An 18,041-nucleotide genomic window follows, 5' to 3' on the forward strand; every position below is an offset into this window, starting at 1 on the left:
CCTTTCCCTATGCTCAAACTTGTCGTTTTTGATTGTGACGGTGTCATGTTCAGCTCCCGGGAATCCAACCGGATGTACTACAACCACCTCCTCCAGGCTTTTTCCTGCCCGCCGATGGACGAGGAGGAACTCAATTACGTCCACATCCACAATGTCAACAACTCAGTCATCCATATTTTCCGCAACCATCCCCATGTTGCCCTGGATGCGGTGAACACCTACCGCAGCAGCCTCGATTACTCTCCTTATCTGCAGTATATGACGATAGAGCCCGACCTGATCACGTTTCTAGAGGTAATCAAACCCCAATATCGCACCGCGATCTCCACCAACCGCGCCGACACCATGGAGATCATCCTCGATACCTTTGCCCTTCGCCCCTGGTTCGACATGGTGGTGACAGCCCTCGTTGCCCCGCGCCCCAAGCCGGCGCCGGATGGACTGCAGATGATCCTTGAGCGTTTCCAGGCCCGGCCGGAAGAATCCATCTATATCGGGGATTCAGTGATTGATCAGCAGCATTGTGCCGGTGTTGGAGTTGACCTGATAGCGTTCAAAAACAATATGCTGGAAGCTCGCTATCATGTGAACGACTTTATGAGCATTGTCAACCTGCCTCCTTTTCGGGAAGGCGGTCCGGTTGGCAAAGAGGTGGCGGGGTGATTATTCGCCTTCGTCGAGGCGGCGCAGTCCTTCCATGAGAATCATCATGAAGTCGCCGATTTCACGAGTTTTCATCAATGCGTCGGGCAGACCTGGAATAAAATGGAAGGTCCCTTTTTTTTGGGCCAGCATCGCATACACTGCTTCCTGATTGTCTAAATCTTCGTATCGGGCAGCAAGAAGACCGCCTTCCCTGAAGGTCACCCGGGCCGATCCGTTATCAAATTCCAGAAGAAGCCTCCCGGTTTTCTGATGCATGTGAAAAACCTGCAACAACTCCGCCGGCACAATCGCCTCGATCTGGCCACTCATCACCGACTCGGTGTTCTGCTTGAGGGCTACAGCGTTTTTGCCGACATTTGCGGCAACTGGTTTATCCGTCAGCTTGAATTTAATCAAACCAGTACAACCGCCGCAGGTGAACACCGCATTTTGCTGTTCGGCAAAATTGGTATCCGTGTACGGCATGAGAGCAAACAGTAATCCTGTCAATTCCCGCACCAGGATAAGGCAGGAAGAGCGCCCCAATGGCAGCTCAGCCGCCTTGTCGGTCAGGAGAAAACACTCGTCCTGGACATAGAGCGGACAATTCCTGACGTTATAAATTTCAAAAGCGGCTTTGAAGCTCTTCATCAACCTCTGCACAGTTGTGGTTTCAGATGTGGTTTTAGTGTACACGCGAATCGTACCACACTCAACCGAATCTTCCTGAGGTGAGCTGCTCTTTATCTTTTTCGTTGCTCATGTAAAGCTCGCTTGTTTCCACCCGATAAATGCTATACAATCTTCAACAAAGTGGCCGCAGCAACCAATTCAAGACGGTATTGGAATCCGGTTCACTCACCTTATTCCGACAGCCCGACCGGTAGCGTCGCGCTACAGTTCAACAACACAGGTTATTTCTATGGCCATGGGCTCACAGCAGATAGCTGAAGATTATGAACAACTTAAAGATCTTCTTGAATTATATCCCCATATTTTTATCGTTAAGACGGATGGGCAACCACCGGACAACTACGAAATTGAATATAATTTACGCGGCTATGTCAAGGAGGAGGACAACACCGTTACCATCGGTCAAACGCATAGGGTTCGCATCAGCCTTCCCTTTGGCTACCCCCATTTTGCACCGATCGCTAAACCACTGACCCCTATCTTTCACCCCGATATAGATCCAGCCGCCATTCGCCTTTCCGAGTACTGGCAGCAGAATCCTTCCTTGCCGGATCTTGTGCTCCATATTGGAGAAATGATCTGCGGCAGCATCTATAATCTTGAGGACCCTTTCAATCAAGAGGCTGCAGACTGGTACAAACGCCAGCAAAAACAATTGCCCTTAGACTCGATCAGCATTGCCGATATAGAAGAAACAGACGCAGCCCTAGATTCCCTGGTCGACGACACCTTCGCCTCCCTTGGGCTAGAAAGTGACGATTTTCTTGCACCCGAAAAACTGGTGGATGACAAAGATATCCAACATATCAGGGATCTCGTTGCGGAAAACAAAATTTTCACCGCCAACAAGTTGCTTGCAGAATTGCCGGACTCCGCCATTTTTCCAGATCGGGAAGATATTCAACAAGGTGTAGGCAAGGTGCTCCGGAAAACCGATCAACTGTTTAAGTTGGCGGAGCAGCTTGAGGATATGTCCAAGTTTGACGAAGCTATAGAGGTAGCGGACAACCTGTTGGCCATTGCTGCAGATGCTCCCGGCGCTGCAGCCTTGCGCACCCGGATTGAACAGTCATTTCAACTGGCGCAGTCAGTTGGCATTTCTTTTAAGAAAGAAGAACGGGTGGAGAAAACGCAGGCGCCACAAGAAACAACCCCGCCCCCCCTTCCACCTAAATCTCTTACCAAATCGATTGAGTGGGGAAAAGCCATCCCCTTCAAACCAATCTTGGTGGTTACCCTGACGCTAGGTCTCTGCATCGCATCGATTTCCCTTTATTTCAAGGATCAAAATACACTCAGCCAATCACAGGCCAGTCTCCTGAAAGGTAAGTTACTCATTGACAAAAAACAGTTCGACAGCGCCCAGGAAACTCTCGAAGGAGCCAAAGCTGTCCTTTCCAATTTGTCCATTCTCCATTTTCGTAAAAGTTCCCAGGAAAAAGAAATCAACACCCTGATAACGTCCACTGAAATGCAAGAGGGCCTCAAAGGAAGAGTGCTCTACCAGGGTGAATATATCCCAACAGGGATGGCATCGGCTCAGGAGGAACTGACGGTCCTCACCGATCAGGCCCAAATCCTCGCGGGGCAAAACAAACTTCCCGAATCGCTCACTCTCTATCGTCAGGCCTTGAAGTTTGCCGCCGACCGCAACCTCGGCAAGCAACAGGCCCTCATCAATGAAATTATCCAATCGCTGGAGTTGCGGCACACCTTGGCCGTTGCCGAAAATGCCGAACAGAACAAGAACTGGGATGAAGCAGCAGTCGCTTACAGGAAGGCACTGACTCTATCGGGAAACATAAAAACCCTGGGGACAGCAAGCGATATTACCCATCGAATGACCGCGGCCACCTTCCGCCATGAGCTTGATCAGTCAAAAAAAGCCTTTAACCAATCGCAATGGAAGGAAACGATCAAATATCTCGAACAGGCGCAGCAAGCCATCAATGTCAACCCCAACATTGTTACCGACAAGGAGCGTCAGGATCTGCATCGACTGCTCATTAATTCCCGTTTGTACCTGATGCTCTCAACCGCGCGGGAGGCTTACCAACAAAAAAATTGGCCGCAAGCCATCGAGGAGTACCAGAACGCTCTCAATCTGTTGACAAGCGAGCCGGATTCGGCAGAAAACATGCTGGGAGAGTCCCTCGGGAAGATTGAAAAGACCCTCCTGATGGTTCAGATCTCGCAAATCCAAGATCTGGTACTGGTGGCGGAAGGCAAGGCGGACGCGTCCGCCGCGTTAGCCCACTATAAAGAAATCCAACGGCTTATTAAAACAAGCAACCACCAGGGAGACCCTGCAGTAAAAACTGTTCTGCAGAAGATCAGCGAAAAAATGGAAAAACAGCAGGAACTGCTCACCCAGAATGAAAAAACCGCTTGGCTGGAAGAACATTTTGAGGAGATTTTTCGCGCTAACTATCCCACCTTCAAGGGTTCAAAGCTCCTGCAACCAAAAGCGAATTTCTTGAAGAAAGTCGGTAACAAGATGATTTTCAGCCTAACTTGTCTGGAGCGGAGCCAAGGAAGTTCGTCGAAATTGGAGTTGAGTTACCAGTTTGATGCTAGCACCGGGAAATGGTCGGTCAATAACGACTGAAGAAAAGCAAATAAAATCCTTCGTGTTTCCTCAAACGAAGAAACGATCTAAATCATAAATCTGAACTCCCCCTTGCCCAGTAGATCGTGTAAGTGCAGGATCCCTTCAAGACGGCCCACCTCGTCAACAACTGCGAGCACCGTGATTTCATGCTGCTGCATAATACTCAAGGCATCGGCGGCCATCAGGGCACTCGAAATGGCCACCGGGTTACGTTTCATCCCTGCATCCAAATCAATCTCCTGTATATTTTTGCCCGATGAAAGCATACGCCTGATATCACCATCAGTGATAATGCCGAGCAACTTTCCCTTGCCATCCTTAATAAAAACAGCCCCAAGATTTTTCTTGTTGAGCTCGACGACACCCGCCAAGAACGGGGCATCGCTGCTGATAACCGGCACCTTCTCTCCCGTCAGCATAACCTCCCGCACCGCAACTTTCAGCCGTTCCCCTAAGCTGCCCCCCGGATGATTCCTCCTGAAATCCTCGGCCCGGAACTGTTTTCTGTTCAAAAGAGCCACTGCCAAGGCATCACCCATGGCAAGAGTGGCTGTCGTTGAACTCGTCGGAGCCAGACCAAGCGGACAGGCCTCTCGCGGGACGGCGACATTGAGGGTGACCACCGCATGGTGTGCGAGATTCGACTCGACCTGGCCACAAAGGGCAATAATTGGAACCTGCCGTTCCTTCAGACTGCTCAAAAGCCGATTGAGCTCCGCAGTCTCGCCGGAATATGAGATGGCCAACACCACATCTGTGGAGGCGACCATACCTAAATCGCCATGCATAGCTTCAACCGGATGCAGAAAAACGGATGCCGTGCCTGTTGAATTAAGGGTTGCTGAAATTTTTTGCCCTACCAATCCTGATTTCCCAATGCCAGTGACCACGAGACGGCTAGGACAGGCCATGATGATATCGAGAGCTTTCTCAAATTCCTCACCTAGATTATCGCGAACGGCGAGAATCCCTTCGGATTCGATCAACAAAACCTCTTTTGCCAGTGCAATACTCACGCGACTCCCTCCATATCAACGACACATCTTCCTTTGCTTCGCCCGGCGAGCATAGCTTGAATTTCCTCATCCAACTGATTGAGCTGAATAAGGCGGCATATACGTGACAACTCGTTCAGTTTCCATTCCCGCGCCAATTTTTCCCAAACTAGAACGCGTTTTGTCATAGGACAATTGGCAGAATAAACGCCGACCAGATGCACCCCCCGTAGAATAAAGGGATACACCGTCAGCGGAAGATCACCTGATGAGGCATTGCCGCAGCTGGTAACAACACCATCGAAACCGGTACTTTTAATAGCAGCAGCCAGCAAATCGCCACCAACGGTGTCAATGGCTCCGGCCCAACGGATGGGCAACAATTGTTTTTCTCGGCAGGCTAACAGTTCCTGTCTGGTGAGTATGGTCGTCGCCCCCATGGCATATAAAAACTCGTGTTCCGAGTCCTTACCGGTGACTGCGGTGACCTCATATCCCAACATATGCAGTAACAGGAGAGCTACTGTCCCCACGCCTCCCGTTGCCCCGGTCACAAGAATAGGCCCATTGGCAGGAGTGATGGAATTATGCTCGAGATGCAATAGACACTGCGCGGCTGTGAATCCCGCAGTCCCAATTTGCATGCTTTCCAGAAGTGTTAATCCTGCGGGTTTGCGTACAATCCAGCTCCCCGGAACTCTGATGTATTGACCAAACCCGCCGGAGGTATTCATTCCCAGGTCATATCCCGTGCAGATAACTTCCTCGCCAACCTGCCAAGCAGGATCGACCGACTCGACAATCCTACCGGCTGCGTCGACTCCGGGGGTGTGCGGATACCTTTTGGTCACTCCACGGTTACCGCTCGCCGAAAGGGCATCTTTGTAATTAAGGGATGAATATTTGACCTGAATAAGGACATCGCCCGCGGGGAGCTCATTGACTGATTTCCGGCAGATGCGGCGTTGAAAATTCCGAGCATCATCCTCATAGACTACAAGTGCTGAAAAATCTCGTTCATCCATCGCAGAGTACCAAAGTTATACAGCGGATAGAATCCTCCAGAAGCATCAAAATCCTGGCCTGAAAAAAATCATGTGACAACAAGACCGAAAGGCAACCGCTCGTCCTTCATCCCTGGGGACGGAGCTGTCCGCCGATTACCCTCAGTTCCACTCCATGCTCATCTTGGATCACGTATAATCCCTGAGGTGAAATACCTTTGCCGAAACCATGAATGGTCAAAGCTTCGGTCGCATGGACAACAGGTTTGTTAAAAAGAAGATCATACTGCTGCCACTCCTCGAGCAGGAGCTGCGATTCGTCCAAAAGCCTCGTCACATTTGTGGTAATGGCTTGCAGCAAGAGCGTAAGGAGAGATTCCAGGTCAACGGTTACCTGTAAATGCTCGAAGAGCGTTGTGATAATTGGTTGGATCTCTGCTGCAAAATCTTCTTTTTTATTATTGACGTTTATTCCGACTCCGATGATAACTTGGGTCATGTTGGAGGGGCTGTGGGGTAACGATATATTTTCACAGAGAATACCGGCTGTTTTTTTACCCCCAAGGTAAATGTCGTTGGGCCACTTGATAAGGGGTTGCAGGTTGAAGGATTGGTGAAGAACATTGCGACAGGCAAGACCTGTAGCCAACGTAATCAAGGGGAGCTTTTCAATGGGGATAACCGGTTCAAGGAGCAACGAAAAATACAAGCCGCCTACAGGGGAATTGAAACTCCTGCCGTATTGCCCCCTGCCTGCTAGTTGCGAAGCAGCAACCACAACTGTCCCGGAAGGTTTACCTTCCGCCGCCAACTCCTTTGCAACCCGATTGGTGGAATCGATCTGTGGGTACGAAATAATCATTGCAAGCGACAACACTAGGTAAGAACGGGGAGGAAAAAAAAAGCAGAGATCCGTTCAGGACCTCTGCTTATAAAAAATGCCCGGTTGGGGGGACGAGGATTTAATGCTCCTCGTCTTGAATACGATCCGGGCGGGCATACATGGTCGTGGAACCAGAGGACCAGAACATCAGTTCGCCATCTCTGACCAGTTCATTGGCCACGTTTTTAATTTCACGGGGCTTAGCATCCGTATCACATTCGTAAAAGTCCTTAATATATAATTGAGGCTTGGGGGACTTCTTCGCTTTTTCGATAATGGCTAGTTTCAAATCTTCTTTACTCAGTGCCATAATGCGCTCCTCGGGTTGTGTGAAAAACACAAAAATGATCGGCTCTGGGCACAGAGCCGATCATAAGATTGCTGTTATTACTTGGTGTACGCGGCAGTATGACTGGTGAACTTGAATTGAGTGGTGGTACGCCAGGTGTCGTATGCCAAACGATAATCGTCGACAGATTTCTCGGTGAAGGGAATTCCTGTTTTCTCAAAGAATTTTTCCCAGCCGATACGCTCTGCCCACTCGCCGACACGCTCGTACTTCTTCGCATCTTTGGCATAGGCTTCAACGATCTGACGAACAACCGCAACGGTTTCGGGCCAGCGTGGGGTGGTGTTCGGCAGGAATGGCACGACCAGTTTGGAAAACTTCGGTGCTGACTTGGAGTTGGAAACCTTACCACCAACCAGGATGGCAATACCATCACCATCTGGATCGGCCAGCGGCATAGCCGGACACATGGTATAGCAATTACCGCAGAACATACAACGCTCGGCGTTTACCTTTACCGATTTCACTTCCTCGCCGGCAGAGTTTATTGCCTTGGCGGGCTTAACAGCGCCGAGCGGACATGAAGCAATGGCCAGCGGAATCTCGCAAACACCGGTGATCCGATCGTTATCGATCATCGGCGGCTTACGATGGATACCAAGAATAGCGATGTCAGAGGCATGAACAGCACCGCACATATTCAAACAGCAGGCAAGAGCGATACGGACCTGAGCGGGAAGCGTCATGGAGCCGAAATACTCGAACAAATCATCCATAACACATTTAACCGGACCAGATGCATCAGTAGCCGGTGTATGGCAGTGAATCCAGCCCTGGGTATGCACGATATTGGTGATACAAGCACCAGTACCGCCGATCGGGAACTTGTTACCGTAGCTTTTGAGGGTAGCTTTCAACAACTCAACTTTCTCTTGAGCATCCACCATGAACTCAACATTGTTCCGGGTGGTGAAGCGGAGATAACCACCGCAGTGCTTGTCAGCGATATCACACATATCACGGATATAGTTGACAGTGACCAAACGGGGCGAACCGCAACGTACTGTAAACACCTTGCCCCCTGTCTCGGAAACATGCACCAGAACACCTGGCTCCAGGATCTCATGATAAAGCCATTTGCCTTTATTCTCTTTGATGACCGGTGGCAGAAAATCCCCGTAATACCGCGGTCCCAAGTCGGTAATCCGACCTACCATAGGATTCTTTGGATCGTAACCCATTATATTATCTCCTTATAAAAGTAGTTCCGTTAGAGTAATCGATGACGGTTATCAGGCTGCGTGGCGTTTTCTAAACTCAACGACGTCACGCTCCCAGCCACCAGGTACTTCCTCTGCACTCCAGAAGACATAGGGGTTGGAACGAGGCTCTTTGACATGTTGTGGCAACGCTTGAATTTCCATGGCCTTGAGGAAGGTCGGCAGACCGACGCGTTGCATGGTCTCACCAACACGCTCACGGTTTTTACCAACTTCCATCCACCAATCCCACACCTTCTCGATCATATCGACAAGTCCTTCAAAGTCATTCTCTGCGCTGACTTCGACGAAAGGAACAACAAGGGTGGCGAACTGTGCACCATCAAGGATCGGAGCTTTAGCGCCGATACAGATGGAAGCGCCTTTTTGTACACCAGGACGAAGCGCACGGGGCATAACGTTGATGCAATGCATGCAGCGGGTACACTCGGCATCATCGATCTTCAATTCGCCGCCTTCCATCCACATACAATCGGTGGGGCAGAGGGCAATAACTTCTTTTTGGATATCGAACTTACCCCATTTGCCGCCCTTGTGGGCACCAGCGTTGGCAGGATACTCGGCATCACCAGCGATATATTTTTTGACAGCGGCCTGATCGATGCGGATGTTGTCTTTCCAAGTGCCGATAACAGCAAAGTCGGAACGGGCGATGGCGGCAACACAGTCATTCGGACAGCCGGAGAATTTGAACTTGAACTTGTACGGGAAGGCCGGACGATGGATCTCGTCCTGATATTTCTGGGTCAGGCTGTTGCACGCTTCTTGCGTATCATAACAGGACCACTCGCAACGAGATTCACCCAAACAGCAGGCGGGGGTGCGCAGGTTGGAGCCGGAACCACCGAGATCCTGCTTCAGGTCATGGGTCAGATCCCAGAACAGAGGCTCGAGGTTCTCAGTGCGGGTCCCGAGGAAAATCAAGTCACCGGTGGAACCGTGGAAGTTGGTGACGCCAGAACCGTACTTCTCCCACAGGTTCATCAGAGCCCGAAGATTCTCGGTGGAGTAATACAGACCAGAAGGTTGGGCGATACGGACGGTATGGAAATGCTCTACGCCGGGAAACTGTTTCGGCATGTCAGAGTAGCGACCAACGATACCACCACCATAACCAAAAACACCGACGATGCCGCCATGCTTCCAATGGGTGATCTTATCTTTGTACGAAAGCTCAAGCTGGCCAAGAATGTCCCAGCACTCAGGCTTGGTTGCAGCCTGCTGTTTGAGGTCGGTGACGAAACTCGGCCATGGACCTTTTTCCAGTTCGTCCAATAGAGGCGTTTCATGCTTTGCCATCAGTGTTCCTCCTAGAGATTATGTGGTTAAAAAAATACCTGTCGATTTAAGCGGCCTGAACGATAAATGCACGTCAATACAGGCAAGAACGCACAGGACCATATTGAATGCTCATTCAGAGGGCGAGCATAAACTTCCGCAAAGTCTTTGTCAACAAAAAATCATAAGCCATTGTCGCACCATGAAAACCGGGCGGGCGACCAGCCGCTGCTCATAACATTCCCGACTGCTGCAGCATGATTTCTTCCATGCTGCCCTCTCCCGCCGACCCCGATCCCTTGGCAAGTACCCGTAACAGGCGTGAAGCCAACACCTTACCCAGCTGGACGCCCTCCTGGTCAAAAGAATTGATGTTCCAGCAGAAGCCCTGAAAGGCAATCCGATGTTCATAGATCGCCAACAGCGCCCCCATGGTCCGAGGTGTCAAGCGATCTGCCATCAAGACCGAATTTGGGCGGTTGCCCGGAAAACTCCGGGCCGGGTTATCATCCTCCTTCCCCAGGGCCAGGGCCAGGGACTGGGCCAGCATGTTGGCGATCAATTTCTGTTGCGAGCTGGTCCCCTCCACCTCAAGATCACGGCCGTACTGATTGTGCCTAAAACCAACGAATTCCACCGGGACGACCTCCGTCCCCTGATGGATCAGTTGATAAAAAGCATGCTGGCCATTGGTGCCGGGCTCTCCCCAGACGACTGGCCCGGTTTGCCACCCGACCGCAGCCCCCTGTCGAGTGACCGATTTGCCATTGCTTTCCATGTCGCACTGCTGCAGATGGGCAGGAAAGCGAGAGAGCGCCTGACTGTATGGCAGCACGGCAAGAGTTGCGTGCCCAAGAAAATTATGGTTCCAGATGCCCAGCATGGCCAGGAGCAGGGGGATGTTAGCGCGAATATCGAGTTGCTCGGCGGCCAGGTCGACCTCGTGTGCCCCCCGCAACAGCTCCATGACTGCGTCAAAACCCAACGCAAACCCCAGGGTCACAGCCCCAACCATGGAGGTCGCCGAGTAGCGCCCGCCAATATAGTCATACATATAGAAGGAGCGCAGATACTTGGCAGCATCGTCCATGGGACTGCCTTCACCTGTGACTGCCACCAGATGGCGGGCCGGCTCCAACCCCGCCTGAATAAGTGCACCTCTGACCAACCGCTCATTGGTCAGGGTTTCCAAGGTGGTGCCACTCTTGGAAACAATGTTGAACAGCGTTTGCGGCAGATCGAGCTCCTGCAACACCTCAGCCACATCGTCTGGATCGACATTGGCGATGAACCTGGCCGAACGAGTGGGAAGATTATAGGCCTTCAAGGCCAGGTATAAGGCGCGGGGGCCTAAATCTGAACCACCGATCCCCACTTGAACCATGGTCGTAAAGGGTTGCCCCTGAGCATTGACGATTTTACCGTCTGCCAGGTCGTCAAGGAATCCGCGCAGCTTGGCTAATTCCTGTTTGGCCTTGGCGCTAGCGTCCAGCTCCTGGGACGGATCTTCGAAAACGTCCCGGCAGGCGGTGTGGAGAACCTGGCGATTTTCACAGGCATACCCCTCAAGACGATTCAACACCGCACCCTGCTTCATCGCCTTGATGGCCGTGATCAACCCGGCCTCATCGGCAAGCTCCTGCAGGGCGTCTAAGGTTTCCGAGGTGACACGCTGGGTCCCATAGAGCAGATCAAAACCGCAGAATGAGGTCTTGAACGCGCTGATGCGCTGCGCAGTCAACCCGTCCGCTGCCGTTAGATCATGCGGTTCCCTGGCCAGAGCGGTGAGCTTGGCCACAGCCTTATGTGATGAAAAATCGTGAAAGTGCATCTGCCCTCCTTTTTCCTGGTTACGCCTGCGCCAACTCCTTCATTCGGGAAATAACCGACCGGTAATCTTTTTGCCCGTAAATCGCCGAACCGGCGACAAAGATATTGGCTCCCGCTGCTGCCATCCTGGCGATGGTCACTGGACTGATCCCGCCATCAACCTCGATACCGGCTTCAGGATTGACGCGATCTAACATTTGCCGCAATCGCGTGGCTTTTTCTAACGAAGATTCGATGAAAGACTGACCGCCGAATCCGGGGTTGACGCTCATCAGCATCACCAAATCGACTTCGGTCAACACATAGTCGAGGGTCGACAGGGAGGTAGCGGGGTTGAGGACTGCTCCAGCCTTTTTGCCCCGCTCCCGGATAGAGGCCAAGGTTCGATGGAGATGGGTGCAGGCCTCGACATGGACAGTGACCCAGTCGGCACCGGCATCAACAAAATCATCGATATACCGATCAGGCTCGGTGATCATCAGATGGACGTCGACCGGCAGGTTGGTCACCGCTCGCACCGCTTTGACAATCAGGGGCCCGATGGTGATGTTGGGCACAAAATGACCATCCATGACGTCGATATGGATGACATCGGCCCCTGCTGCTTCAACCGCCCTGACTTCCTCACCGAGCCGGGAAAAATCAGCGGAAAGGATGGAGGGTGCGATCATAAGAGATTTCATGACAGTATCCTGAAGAGTAACTGAAGTTCTGGGGGAAAGAGGTGAGGATCATTGGACCTGGGAATATACCAGATTGCCTGAAAAAAAGCCGGATATTCGTGGAGAGTTCTGCAGGAGAGCGTCAGGCGAAGTGAACGCGTTCATACTGCTGCCCCGGCAACTGACGGATCAGACCCTGCAACTCCAGTTGGAGCAGGAGGCCGTGGATTTCGACAAGGGGCAGGCCGCTCAGGCGTACTAGAGTATCAATATCGCGGGGGTAGGTGTCCAAACTATCGAGCACTAACTGCTCAGGGGCGGTGATAGTGCCGTTTTCGTCTGACCTTGCCCAATTGAAGCCAGCGCACGCCTCCGCCTTACTCCAGGAAAGCCCCTCCACAATGTCGGCAACCGTATGGACAAGATGGGCGCCCTGCTGGATCAAGCGGTGGGTGCCAGCACTCTTGGGAGAATCGATTCGTCCGGGAACGGCAAAAACTTCGCGGCCCTGATCCAGGGCCAGGCGGGCGGTGATCAGTGATCCTGATTTTTCGGTGGCCTCGACCACGACCACGCCCTTGACCAAACCACTGATGATGCGGTTTCTCGCCGGGAAACGAAACCCCTCGGGCTGCGTTCCCAGCGGATACTCGCTGAGGAGCAGGCCATTGTCGGCGATCTCACGGAACAGATCGGCATGCGCGCGGGGATAAACCACATCGATACCGCAACCAAGGACAGCGACCGTACCGCCACCAGCAGTCAATGCCCCGCGATGGGCCGCAGCGTCGATCCCATAGGCGGCACCTGAGACGATGGTAATGCCCAGGGCAGCCAATTCGGCGGCAAGGCCTTCGGCTATACGCCTCCCGTAATCGGTGGCGGTTCGAGCACCGATGACAGCCACGGCTGGTTTGTCCAGCCAATCGAGTGTTCCCCGGCAGTAGAGCAGAACCGGACTATCGGGGATGGCACGAAGGGATTCGGGAAACACGGAACTGGCGGGAGTGAGGAGAACAACATTGATCCTGTCGAGCCGCTCAAGCTCGGCGAGGGCGCGTTGCCTGGCTGCCGCCACCATCCCTGTGTTGCGCAACAGGTCAATCACTCGGGGCCGACGCCAGGAATACCCTTGACCCCGGTTTCATCCCGCAACACAGCACCCGGCGTACCCAACTGGTGCACCAGACGGTTGATCAGGGTGCATCCCAAGCCGGGAAGGAACGAAAGGGTCAGCCAGTCTTCGACTTCGGAGCTTTGAGCCAAGGAGCTTTAATCTGTCATGAAGGCCTGCAATTCTTGACTTCTGGCCGGATGCCGTAATTTTTTCAATGCCTGAGCTTCAATCTGCCGAATACGCTCCCGGGTAACCGCAAAGCACTGCCCGACCTCCTCCAGGGTATGATCGCAGCCTATTTCGATGCCGTATCGCATGCGCAGCACCTTCTCCTCACGTGGTGTCAACGACCCCATCACCTTGCACAGGCAGCGCTTCAGGCTTTCGGTGATTGAATTATCCTGCGGATCGGGGTGAGCATGGTTCTCGATGAAATCACTGAGCATGGTATCCTCCTCATCGTTGACCGGGGCATCGAGGGAAATGGCGTCCTTGGCCGTCTTCAAAGCGATATGGACCTTTTCCACCTCAGTCCCCAACTGGGCGGCCATCTCATCGGGCGTCGGCTCCCGGCTTTCAATCCGCTGGAAATCCTTGGAAAATCTGAGCATCCGGTTGATGGTTTCAATCATGTGCACCGGCAGACGAATGGTTCGCCCCTGGTCGGCAATGCCCCGGGTTACTGCTTGGCGTATCCACCAGGTTGCATAAGTGGAAAATTTAAATCCTCGCTTGTAATCATATTTTTCCACGGCCTTCATCAACCCGATATTCCCTTCCTGAATGAGGTCAGGCAACTGCATGCCGCGATTCATGAACTTCTTGGAAACCGAGATCACCAGACGGAGATTGGCCCGCACCAGGGTTTCTTTAGCCTGCTTGGCCGTCTCCCGGCCCATTTCGATCTCTTGCTGCACTGTAATGAAGGCCGGCCAGGAAATGCCGATGGTTTCCGCCAGTTCCAGGGTGACGCGTTGCTCGACCTCGGCCGGGTTGACCTCGCCCGTCTCCGGCTGCAGCTGATGCCGCCGGGCGGCGAGCAGCAATTCCTGCTGCCGGGCAACGATTCGGACCCGGTTAAACTTCTGGGCCAATTCCTTGACCGCGTCGGCCACGGAGAGCAGTCCCTTGGAGCAGAGTCGATGCGCATGAAAAAGGTCTGCAATATCACCGCCCACGGTAAGAATTTGCTCGACAAGGGTCGCTTCCCTGACCGCATTGCCTGCATTTTTCCGTAACTCAAGAAAAAGCTCACGCCTTCTGGCATCGAGTTCGTTGGCCTTCTCCACCTGTTCGAGGAAGGCGTCACGCACGGTGGTCAGTTCCTTTTCATCGTTATCGGAAAGACCACGAATCACCGAATTGATGCGGACATTACCCCGGAGCAAATTCTCAGCCAGATCGTTCAACGCTGTAATCCCAAGGGTCAGGCGCAACACTGCCTGCTGGATGCGGGTTTCCCCATCCTCCACCATGCGGGCCAACTCCATCTCCTCCTCGTGGCTCAGCAGCCGCTGGCTCCCCATCTCCCGAAGGTAGATATTCATCGGGTCGACACTGCTTCCCACTCCTCGCCGGTCTTCACCCCGCCGGTCATCGCCGAGCCGGCGCTCCAGAGGCGATCGCCGCTCGATGGCGTTACGGATGGCCCAATCATCCTCTTCTTCGGCTTCCTGGGGCCAGCTTGGCTGCAATCCTTCGGCAAACACTTCAGGCTCCTGGTCATCTTCCAAAAGAAAATTTTCTGCTTCCATCACCCCTCCCTGTAAGACCACCATCAACGCAACGAAATGTGCCCCCGCCCCCCTGGATCAACGAAAAAATTCGTTTCATACCGGATAGATAGGGAGGAAACCGCAACCAGATCGCCTCAACTTGCCAAAATCACTGGAGATACATCTCCATCACTCCAAAATACAATTTTTTAAACTTATCAGATTTCCATCTTTTTTCAACATGTTAAATTAAAAACCTCTTCTTTTTTGTTCTATTTCCTGTTTCTGGCGGATCAAATCCATCAGCAGCTCAGTGTTACCAAGGCCTTCGGCCCGATTTATCTGTTCTTGCAGATCGGCAACGGCTCGCTTGTGTTCAACTGAGAACAGCCATTGCACCAGCTCATCACACATCCGCCGGGCATGTTCCTCCTTTTGCCCTTCTTCATACGGCGAAACCTGCATCAACAGTTGCACAATATAACCCCGTTCATACTCATCCGCGGTGAACTCCAGCAACTGCTCCGGTTGACAGGAAGCAACTCCAGCGGCCCGCTCCAGGAGACTGATGAACCGAACGGCAGCAGGCTCCTGGATGATACGATCCAAGCCAACCTTTTTCAGCTCGCCCATGTATTCCGGATAAAGGATGAGGAAATCGACCAGTTGTTTTTCCTGTTTGGGCAGGTGCGCCGGCCCCGGAGACGAGGAAGAATCATGCGGTGCGGCGAGAACCTGCGCCGCCTTCTGCTCGGAAAGAAAATACCCCTGCGAGACACCCAGTTTTTCACTAAAATGGGCAACCATCAGTGCCCGCTGTTCCGGATCGGCTGATTCCTTGATCAGCCCTTTTAACTCGGCGGCAATCTTATTTTTCCCCGCCAAGGTCAAACCGTGCTCACGAACAAGGGTATCGAAGGCGAATTCCGCCAAAGGACGGGCGCCTTCCACCAGGGCGGCTATCGCCGCCGGTCCTTCGGCGCGCACGTAGGAATCAGGATCATGCCCATCTGGCAGAAGAGCCACGCGGCCCTCCACCTGCTCGGCCAGAAAAAAAGGAATGCTGCGCATGGCGGCCTTCAGACCGGCGGCATCGGCATCAAACAGCAGGACTGCCTCGTCGCCATAGCCCCGAAGGGTGTGGATATGATCGCTGCTTAGCGCGGTTCCCAAGGGCGCAACCACATTGTCGATGCCATGGACAGCCAACAAAATTAGGTCGAAATTCCCCTCAACCACCAACGAGCGGCGCTGCTTACGAATAGCCTCCCGATGCTGGTGCAAGCCAAAAAGCAGACGGCCCTTTTCGAAAATCGGGCTTTCCGGGGAATTCATATATTTGGGCTTGCCCTCGCCGAGAATTCGGCCGCCAAAGGCCGCAACTCGGCCGGTCATATCAACGATGGGAAACATAATCCGCGACCGAAAGCGATCGTAATGTCCGCCCCGCTCCTTGCCGACCGCAAGGCCTGCCTTCTCCAGGTCATCCGCCGGTATACCCTTGGCCACCAATTGATCGGTGAGAAAACTCCAGCCCACCTGTTCCGGATCCGGTGCAAAACCCAGGCGGTAACGGTCGACGATCGCTGCCGGCACACCGCGCTGTTCGAGGTAGGCCCGCGCCACCTTCCCCAGTTTTGGGTGGCGCAGGCAGCCCTGATAGGCTACGGCCGCCGCTTCATTAGCCTCGTACAGGATCTCGCGCCGGCGCAACTGGATCTGCTCGGCTTCGCTCAATTGCCGCTCCGCCATCTCTATGCCGTACTTTTGCGCCAACGTCTTCAGGGCTTCGGGAAAATCCATGTGATGGTACTGCATCACAAAGGAAAAAACGTCGCCGTGTTCACCGCAGCCAAAGCAGTGAAAGAACTGCCCCTGGGGATTGACCGTGAAGGAAGGCGTTTTTTCGTTGTGAAAGGGGCACAGACCGGTAAAGCGGTTCCCGGCCCGTTTCAGCTCGACATACTCGCCCACCACCTGAACAATATCGGCGGCGTCCTTGACCGTACTTTTGATGTGTTCACGGGCCGCTGGAACGGACATACTTGCTCACACTACCTTTTTTTGACCATTCCCCCGGTGGAGGAGCTGGCATGGGTGACAACCAATAGAGGGGAAAATCCAGCCAACCAAGAGACGGCTGTTATCCCGAATGCTTTTTTTTCCTTTGTCAATTATGATGTCATCGTCCAAGGATGAAAGGCACCTCTTATCCTTGAGGCGAACGCCCTTTTCGGCTTGGCCCTTTGCCCCCCAACCATCATCGGCTAGATACGAGAGGTCCTTTATGCACGACATGGAAGAACAGCTCTCTCTGGAGATCAAAAAGGAGATCGCGGATCGATATTTCGGTTTCCGTAAGCTGATCGAGGACGACAGCCGACAGTATAACCAGCACATCCGGGAGGCCTACCGTCAACTGGAAAATGAGGTTGGGTTTGATCTGATTAGGCTCTATATTCTTCTGCGGCAGGAATCGCGGATTCACGACTTTTTCCGCCTCACCGGGTTGCGCGACCAGGTCTTTCTTGACCCGTATCTGCTCCAGTCGCCGACCATCCGCCAACGCCTGTTCAAGGGACAGGCCATTCACGGACTCACGCGCCGCTCCCGTTTTCACAATCTTTTTATGGATATCTACAACCGGCTGTGCACAGGAGTGGCAGCCTACGGAGCCACCCTCAAACGCCTCGTTGAGGAAGGCAAGACAATAACCGAAGAAATTGAGCTTTTTCATCGGAAAAACGACCTGGGATCCATGATGGGATTTCTGCGCCGTCTGGACAGCGGCTCTACGCAGCAGGAGGGTCCGCTGACGGGCGGCATCGCGCCGCTGCGAGACAACTATTTTGAAGACAAAATGCGACTCAATGCCCCAGCGGCAGCCGAGCAGCTGCTGCCAGCCTTCCCGGCCCTACCTCCGGTCAAATCGTGCAAGAACGCCCTCCAGGATCTAATCGATGCCGCCTTCGAGGCTCAAGGCAGGCCCGAGGTGAACGAATACCGCTCATGAAGTTTTTCTGCCCATCCGAGCTTGCA

General features: G+C 53.1%; 16 protein-coding genes. 3 read left to right on the forward strand and 13 right to left on the reverse strand.

All coding sequences use genetic code 11. The features are described 5' to 3' along the window. Positions 1 to 9: 9 nt before the first annotated feature. The gene (locus ACHZCX_RS08910) at positions 10 to 663 is read left to right on the forward strand and encodes an HAD hydrolase-like protein (protein WP_319588728.1); all 654 of its coding nucleotides are present in this window, start codon (positions 10 to 12) and stop codon (positions 661 to 663) included. Here ACHZCX_RS08910 and ACHZCX_RS08915 read toward each other — a convergent pair whose 3' ends face one another. After that, positions 664 to 1,296 (reverse strand): DUF4388 domain-containing protein, encoded by a 633-nt coding sequence (locus ACHZCX_RS08915; protein ID WP_319586880.1) that lies wholly within the window; start codon positions 1,294 to 1,296, stop codon positions 664 to 666. It lies immediately after the preceding gene. Between the two features lie 271 nt (positions 1,297 to 1,567). On the opposite strand from ACHZCX_RS08915, the gene ACHZCX_RS08920 reads away from it, so the two are divergent. Beyond that, a complete protein-coding gene (locus tag ACHZCX_RS08920) occupies positions 1,568 to 3,946 on the forward strand; it encodes a ubiquitin-conjugating enzyme E2 (protein ID WP_319586881.1) in 2,379 nt (792 codons plus the stop codon). Between the two features lie 47 nt (positions 3,947 to 3,993). Here the strand turns inward: ACHZCX_RS08920 and ACHZCX_RS08925 are convergent, their stop codons facing one another. The 12 genes from ACHZCX_RS08925 to dnaG all read right to left on the reverse strand — a co-directional run bounded on the left by ACHZCX_RS08925 (position 3,994) and on the right by dnaG (position 17,045). Further along, on the reverse strand, positions 3,994 to 4,965 hold the full coding sequence (locus ACHZCX_RS08925; RefSeq protein WP_319586882.1) for a KpsF/GutQ family sugar-phosphate isomerase: 972 nt from the start codon (positions 4,963 to 4,965) through the stop codon (positions 3,994 to 3,996). Then, positions 4,962 to 5,969 (reverse strand): YhdH/YhfP family quinone oxidoreductase, encoded by a 1,008-nt coding sequence (locus ACHZCX_RS08930; RefSeq protein ID WP_319586883.1) that lies wholly within the window; start codon positions 5,967 to 5,969, stop codon positions 4,962 to 4,964. Before ACHZCX_RS08930 ends, ACHZCX_RS08925 begins: the two co-directional genes overlap by 4 nt. 106 nt (positions 5,970 to 6,075) lie before the next feature. Beyond that, on the reverse strand, positions 6,076 to 6,825 hold the full coding sequence (locus tag ACHZCX_RS08935) for a biotin--[acetyl-CoA-carboxylase] ligase (protein WP_319586884.1): 750 nt from the start codon (positions 6,823 to 6,825) through the stop codon (positions 6,076 to 6,078). A gap of 85 nt (positions 6,826 to 6,910) precedes the next feature. Next, complete coding sequence (locus ACHZCX_RS08940; protein WP_319586885.1) at positions 6,911 to 7,141, reverse strand: dissimilatory sulfite reductase D family protein; 231 nt, start codon at positions 7,139 to 7,141, stop codon at positions 6,911 to 6,913. Between the two features lie 77 nt (positions 7,142 to 7,218). Beyond that, on the reverse strand, positions 7,219 to 8,361 hold the full coding sequence (dsrB, locus tag ACHZCX_RS08945; protein WP_319586886.1) for a dissimilatory-type sulfite reductase subunit beta: 1,143 nt from the start codon (positions 8,359 to 8,361) through the stop codon (positions 7,219 to 7,221). A gap of 51 nt (positions 8,362 to 8,412) precedes the next feature. Next, on the reverse strand, positions 8,413 to 9,699 hold the full coding sequence (dsrA, locus tag ACHZCX_RS08950; RefSeq protein WP_319586887.1) for a dissimilatory-type sulfite reductase subunit alpha: 1,287 nt from the start codon (positions 9,697 to 9,699) through the stop codon (positions 8,413 to 8,415). Positions 9,700 to 9,910: 211 nt separating this feature from the next. Further along, on the reverse strand, positions 9,911 to 11,509 hold the full coding sequence (locus ACHZCX_RS08955) for a glucose-6-phosphate isomerase (RefSeq protein ID WP_319586888.1): 1,599 nt from the start codon (positions 11,507 to 11,509) through the stop codon (positions 9,911 to 9,913). 19 nt (positions 11,510 to 11,528) lie between these two features. Continuing rightward, positions 11,529 to 12,191: a ribulose-phosphate 3-epimerase gene (gene rpe, locus ACHZCX_RS08960; RefSeq protein ID WP_319586889.1), complete on the reverse strand. Its 663-nt coding sequence runs from the start codon at positions 12,189 to 12,191 to the stop codon at positions 11,529 to 11,531. A 121-nt stretch (positions 12,192 to 12,312) separates the two neighbouring features. Further along, complete coding sequence (gene dprA, locus ACHZCX_RS08965; RefSeq protein ID WP_319586890.1) at positions 12,313 to 13,278, reverse strand: DNA-processing protein DprA; 966 nt, start codon at positions 13,276 to 13,278, stop codon at positions 12,313 to 12,315. Continuing rightward, the gene (locus tag ACHZCX_RS08970) at positions 13,275 to 13,436 is read right to left on the reverse strand and encodes a hypothetical protein (RefSeq protein WP_319586891.1); all 162 of its coding nucleotides are present in this window, start codon (positions 13,434 to 13,436) and stop codon (positions 13,275 to 13,277) included. The genes dprA and ACHZCX_RS08970 overlap by 4 nt, the downstream gene beginning before the upstream one ends. A 6-nt stretch (positions 13,437 to 13,442) precedes the next feature. Next, positions 13,443 to 15,041, reverse strand: coding sequence for a sigma-70 family RNA polymerase sigma factor (locus ACHZCX_RS08975; RefSeq protein WP_319586892.1), 1,599 nt, complete (start codon positions 15,039 to 15,041; stop codon positions 13,443 to 13,445). A gap of 210 nt (positions 15,042 to 15,251) precedes the next feature. Then, positions 15,252 to 17,045 (reverse strand): DNA primase, encoded by a 1,794-nt coding sequence (dnaG, locus tag ACHZCX_RS08980; protein WP_319586893.1) that lies wholly within the window; start codon positions 17,043 to 17,045, stop codon positions 15,252 to 15,254. 244 nt (positions 17,046 to 17,289) lie between these two features. On the opposite strand from dnaG, the gene ACHZCX_RS08985 reads away from it, so the two are divergent. Then, positions 17,290 to 18,015: a hypothetical protein gene (locus ACHZCX_RS08985; RefSeq protein WP_319586894.1), complete on the forward strand. Its 726-nt coding sequence runs from the start codon at positions 17,290 to 17,292 to the stop codon at positions 18,013 to 18,015. Positions 18,016 to 18,041: the final 26 nt, after the last annotated feature.

This window comes from uncultured Desulfobulbus sp. (assembly GCF_963662935.2).
Classification (GTDB): Bacteria; Desulfobacterota; Desulfobulbia; order Desulfobulbales; family Desulfobulbaceae; genus Desulfobulbus.

Coding starts and splice junctions, on each gene's coding strand:
- ACHZCX_RS08910 (WP_319588728.1), top strand. CDS start 10: ATGCTCAAACTTGTCGTTTTTGATTGTGACGGTGTCATGTTCAGCTCC.
- ACHZCX_RS08915 (WP_319586880.1), bottom strand. CDS start 1,296: ATGAAGAGCTTCAAAGCCGCTTTTGAAATTTATAACGTCAGGAATTGT.
- ACHZCX_RS08920 (WP_319586881.1), top strand. CDS start 1,568: ATGGCCATGGGCTCACAGCAGATAGCTGAAGATTATGAACAACTTAAA.
- ACHZCX_RS08930 (WP_319586883.1), bottom strand. CDS start 5,969: ATGGATGAACGAGATTTTTCAGCACTTGTAGTCTATGAGGATGATGCT.
- ACHZCX_RS08940 (WP_319586885.1), bottom strand. CDS start 7,141: ATGGCACTGAGTAAAGAAGATTTGAAACTAGCCATTATCGAAAAAGCG.
- dsrB (WP_319586886.1), bottom strand. CDS start 8,361: ATGGGTTACGATCCAAAGAATCCTATGGTAGGTCGGATTACCGACTTG.
- dsrA (WP_319586887.1), bottom strand. CDS start 9,699: ATGGCAAAGCATGAAACGCCTCTATTGGACGAACTGGAAAAAGGTCCA.
- ACHZCX_RS08955 (WP_319586888.1), bottom strand. CDS start 11,509: ATGCACTTTCACGATTTTTCATCACATAAGGCTGTGGCCAAGCTCACC.
- rpe (WP_319586889.1), bottom strand. CDS start 12,191: ATGAAATCTCTTATGATCGCACCCTCCATCCTTTCCGCTGATTTTTCC.
- ACHZCX_RS08975 (WP_319586892.1), bottom strand. CDS start 15,041: ATGGAAGCAGAAAATTTTCTTTTGGAAGATGACCAGGAGCCTGAAGTG.
- dnaG (WP_319586893.1), bottom strand. CDS start 17,045: ATGTCCGTTCCAGCGGCCCGTGAACACATCAAAAGTACGGTCAAGGAC.
- ACHZCX_RS08985 (WP_319586894.1), top strand. CDS start 17,290: ATGCACGACATGGAAGAACAGCTCTCTCTGGAGATCAAAAAGGAGATC.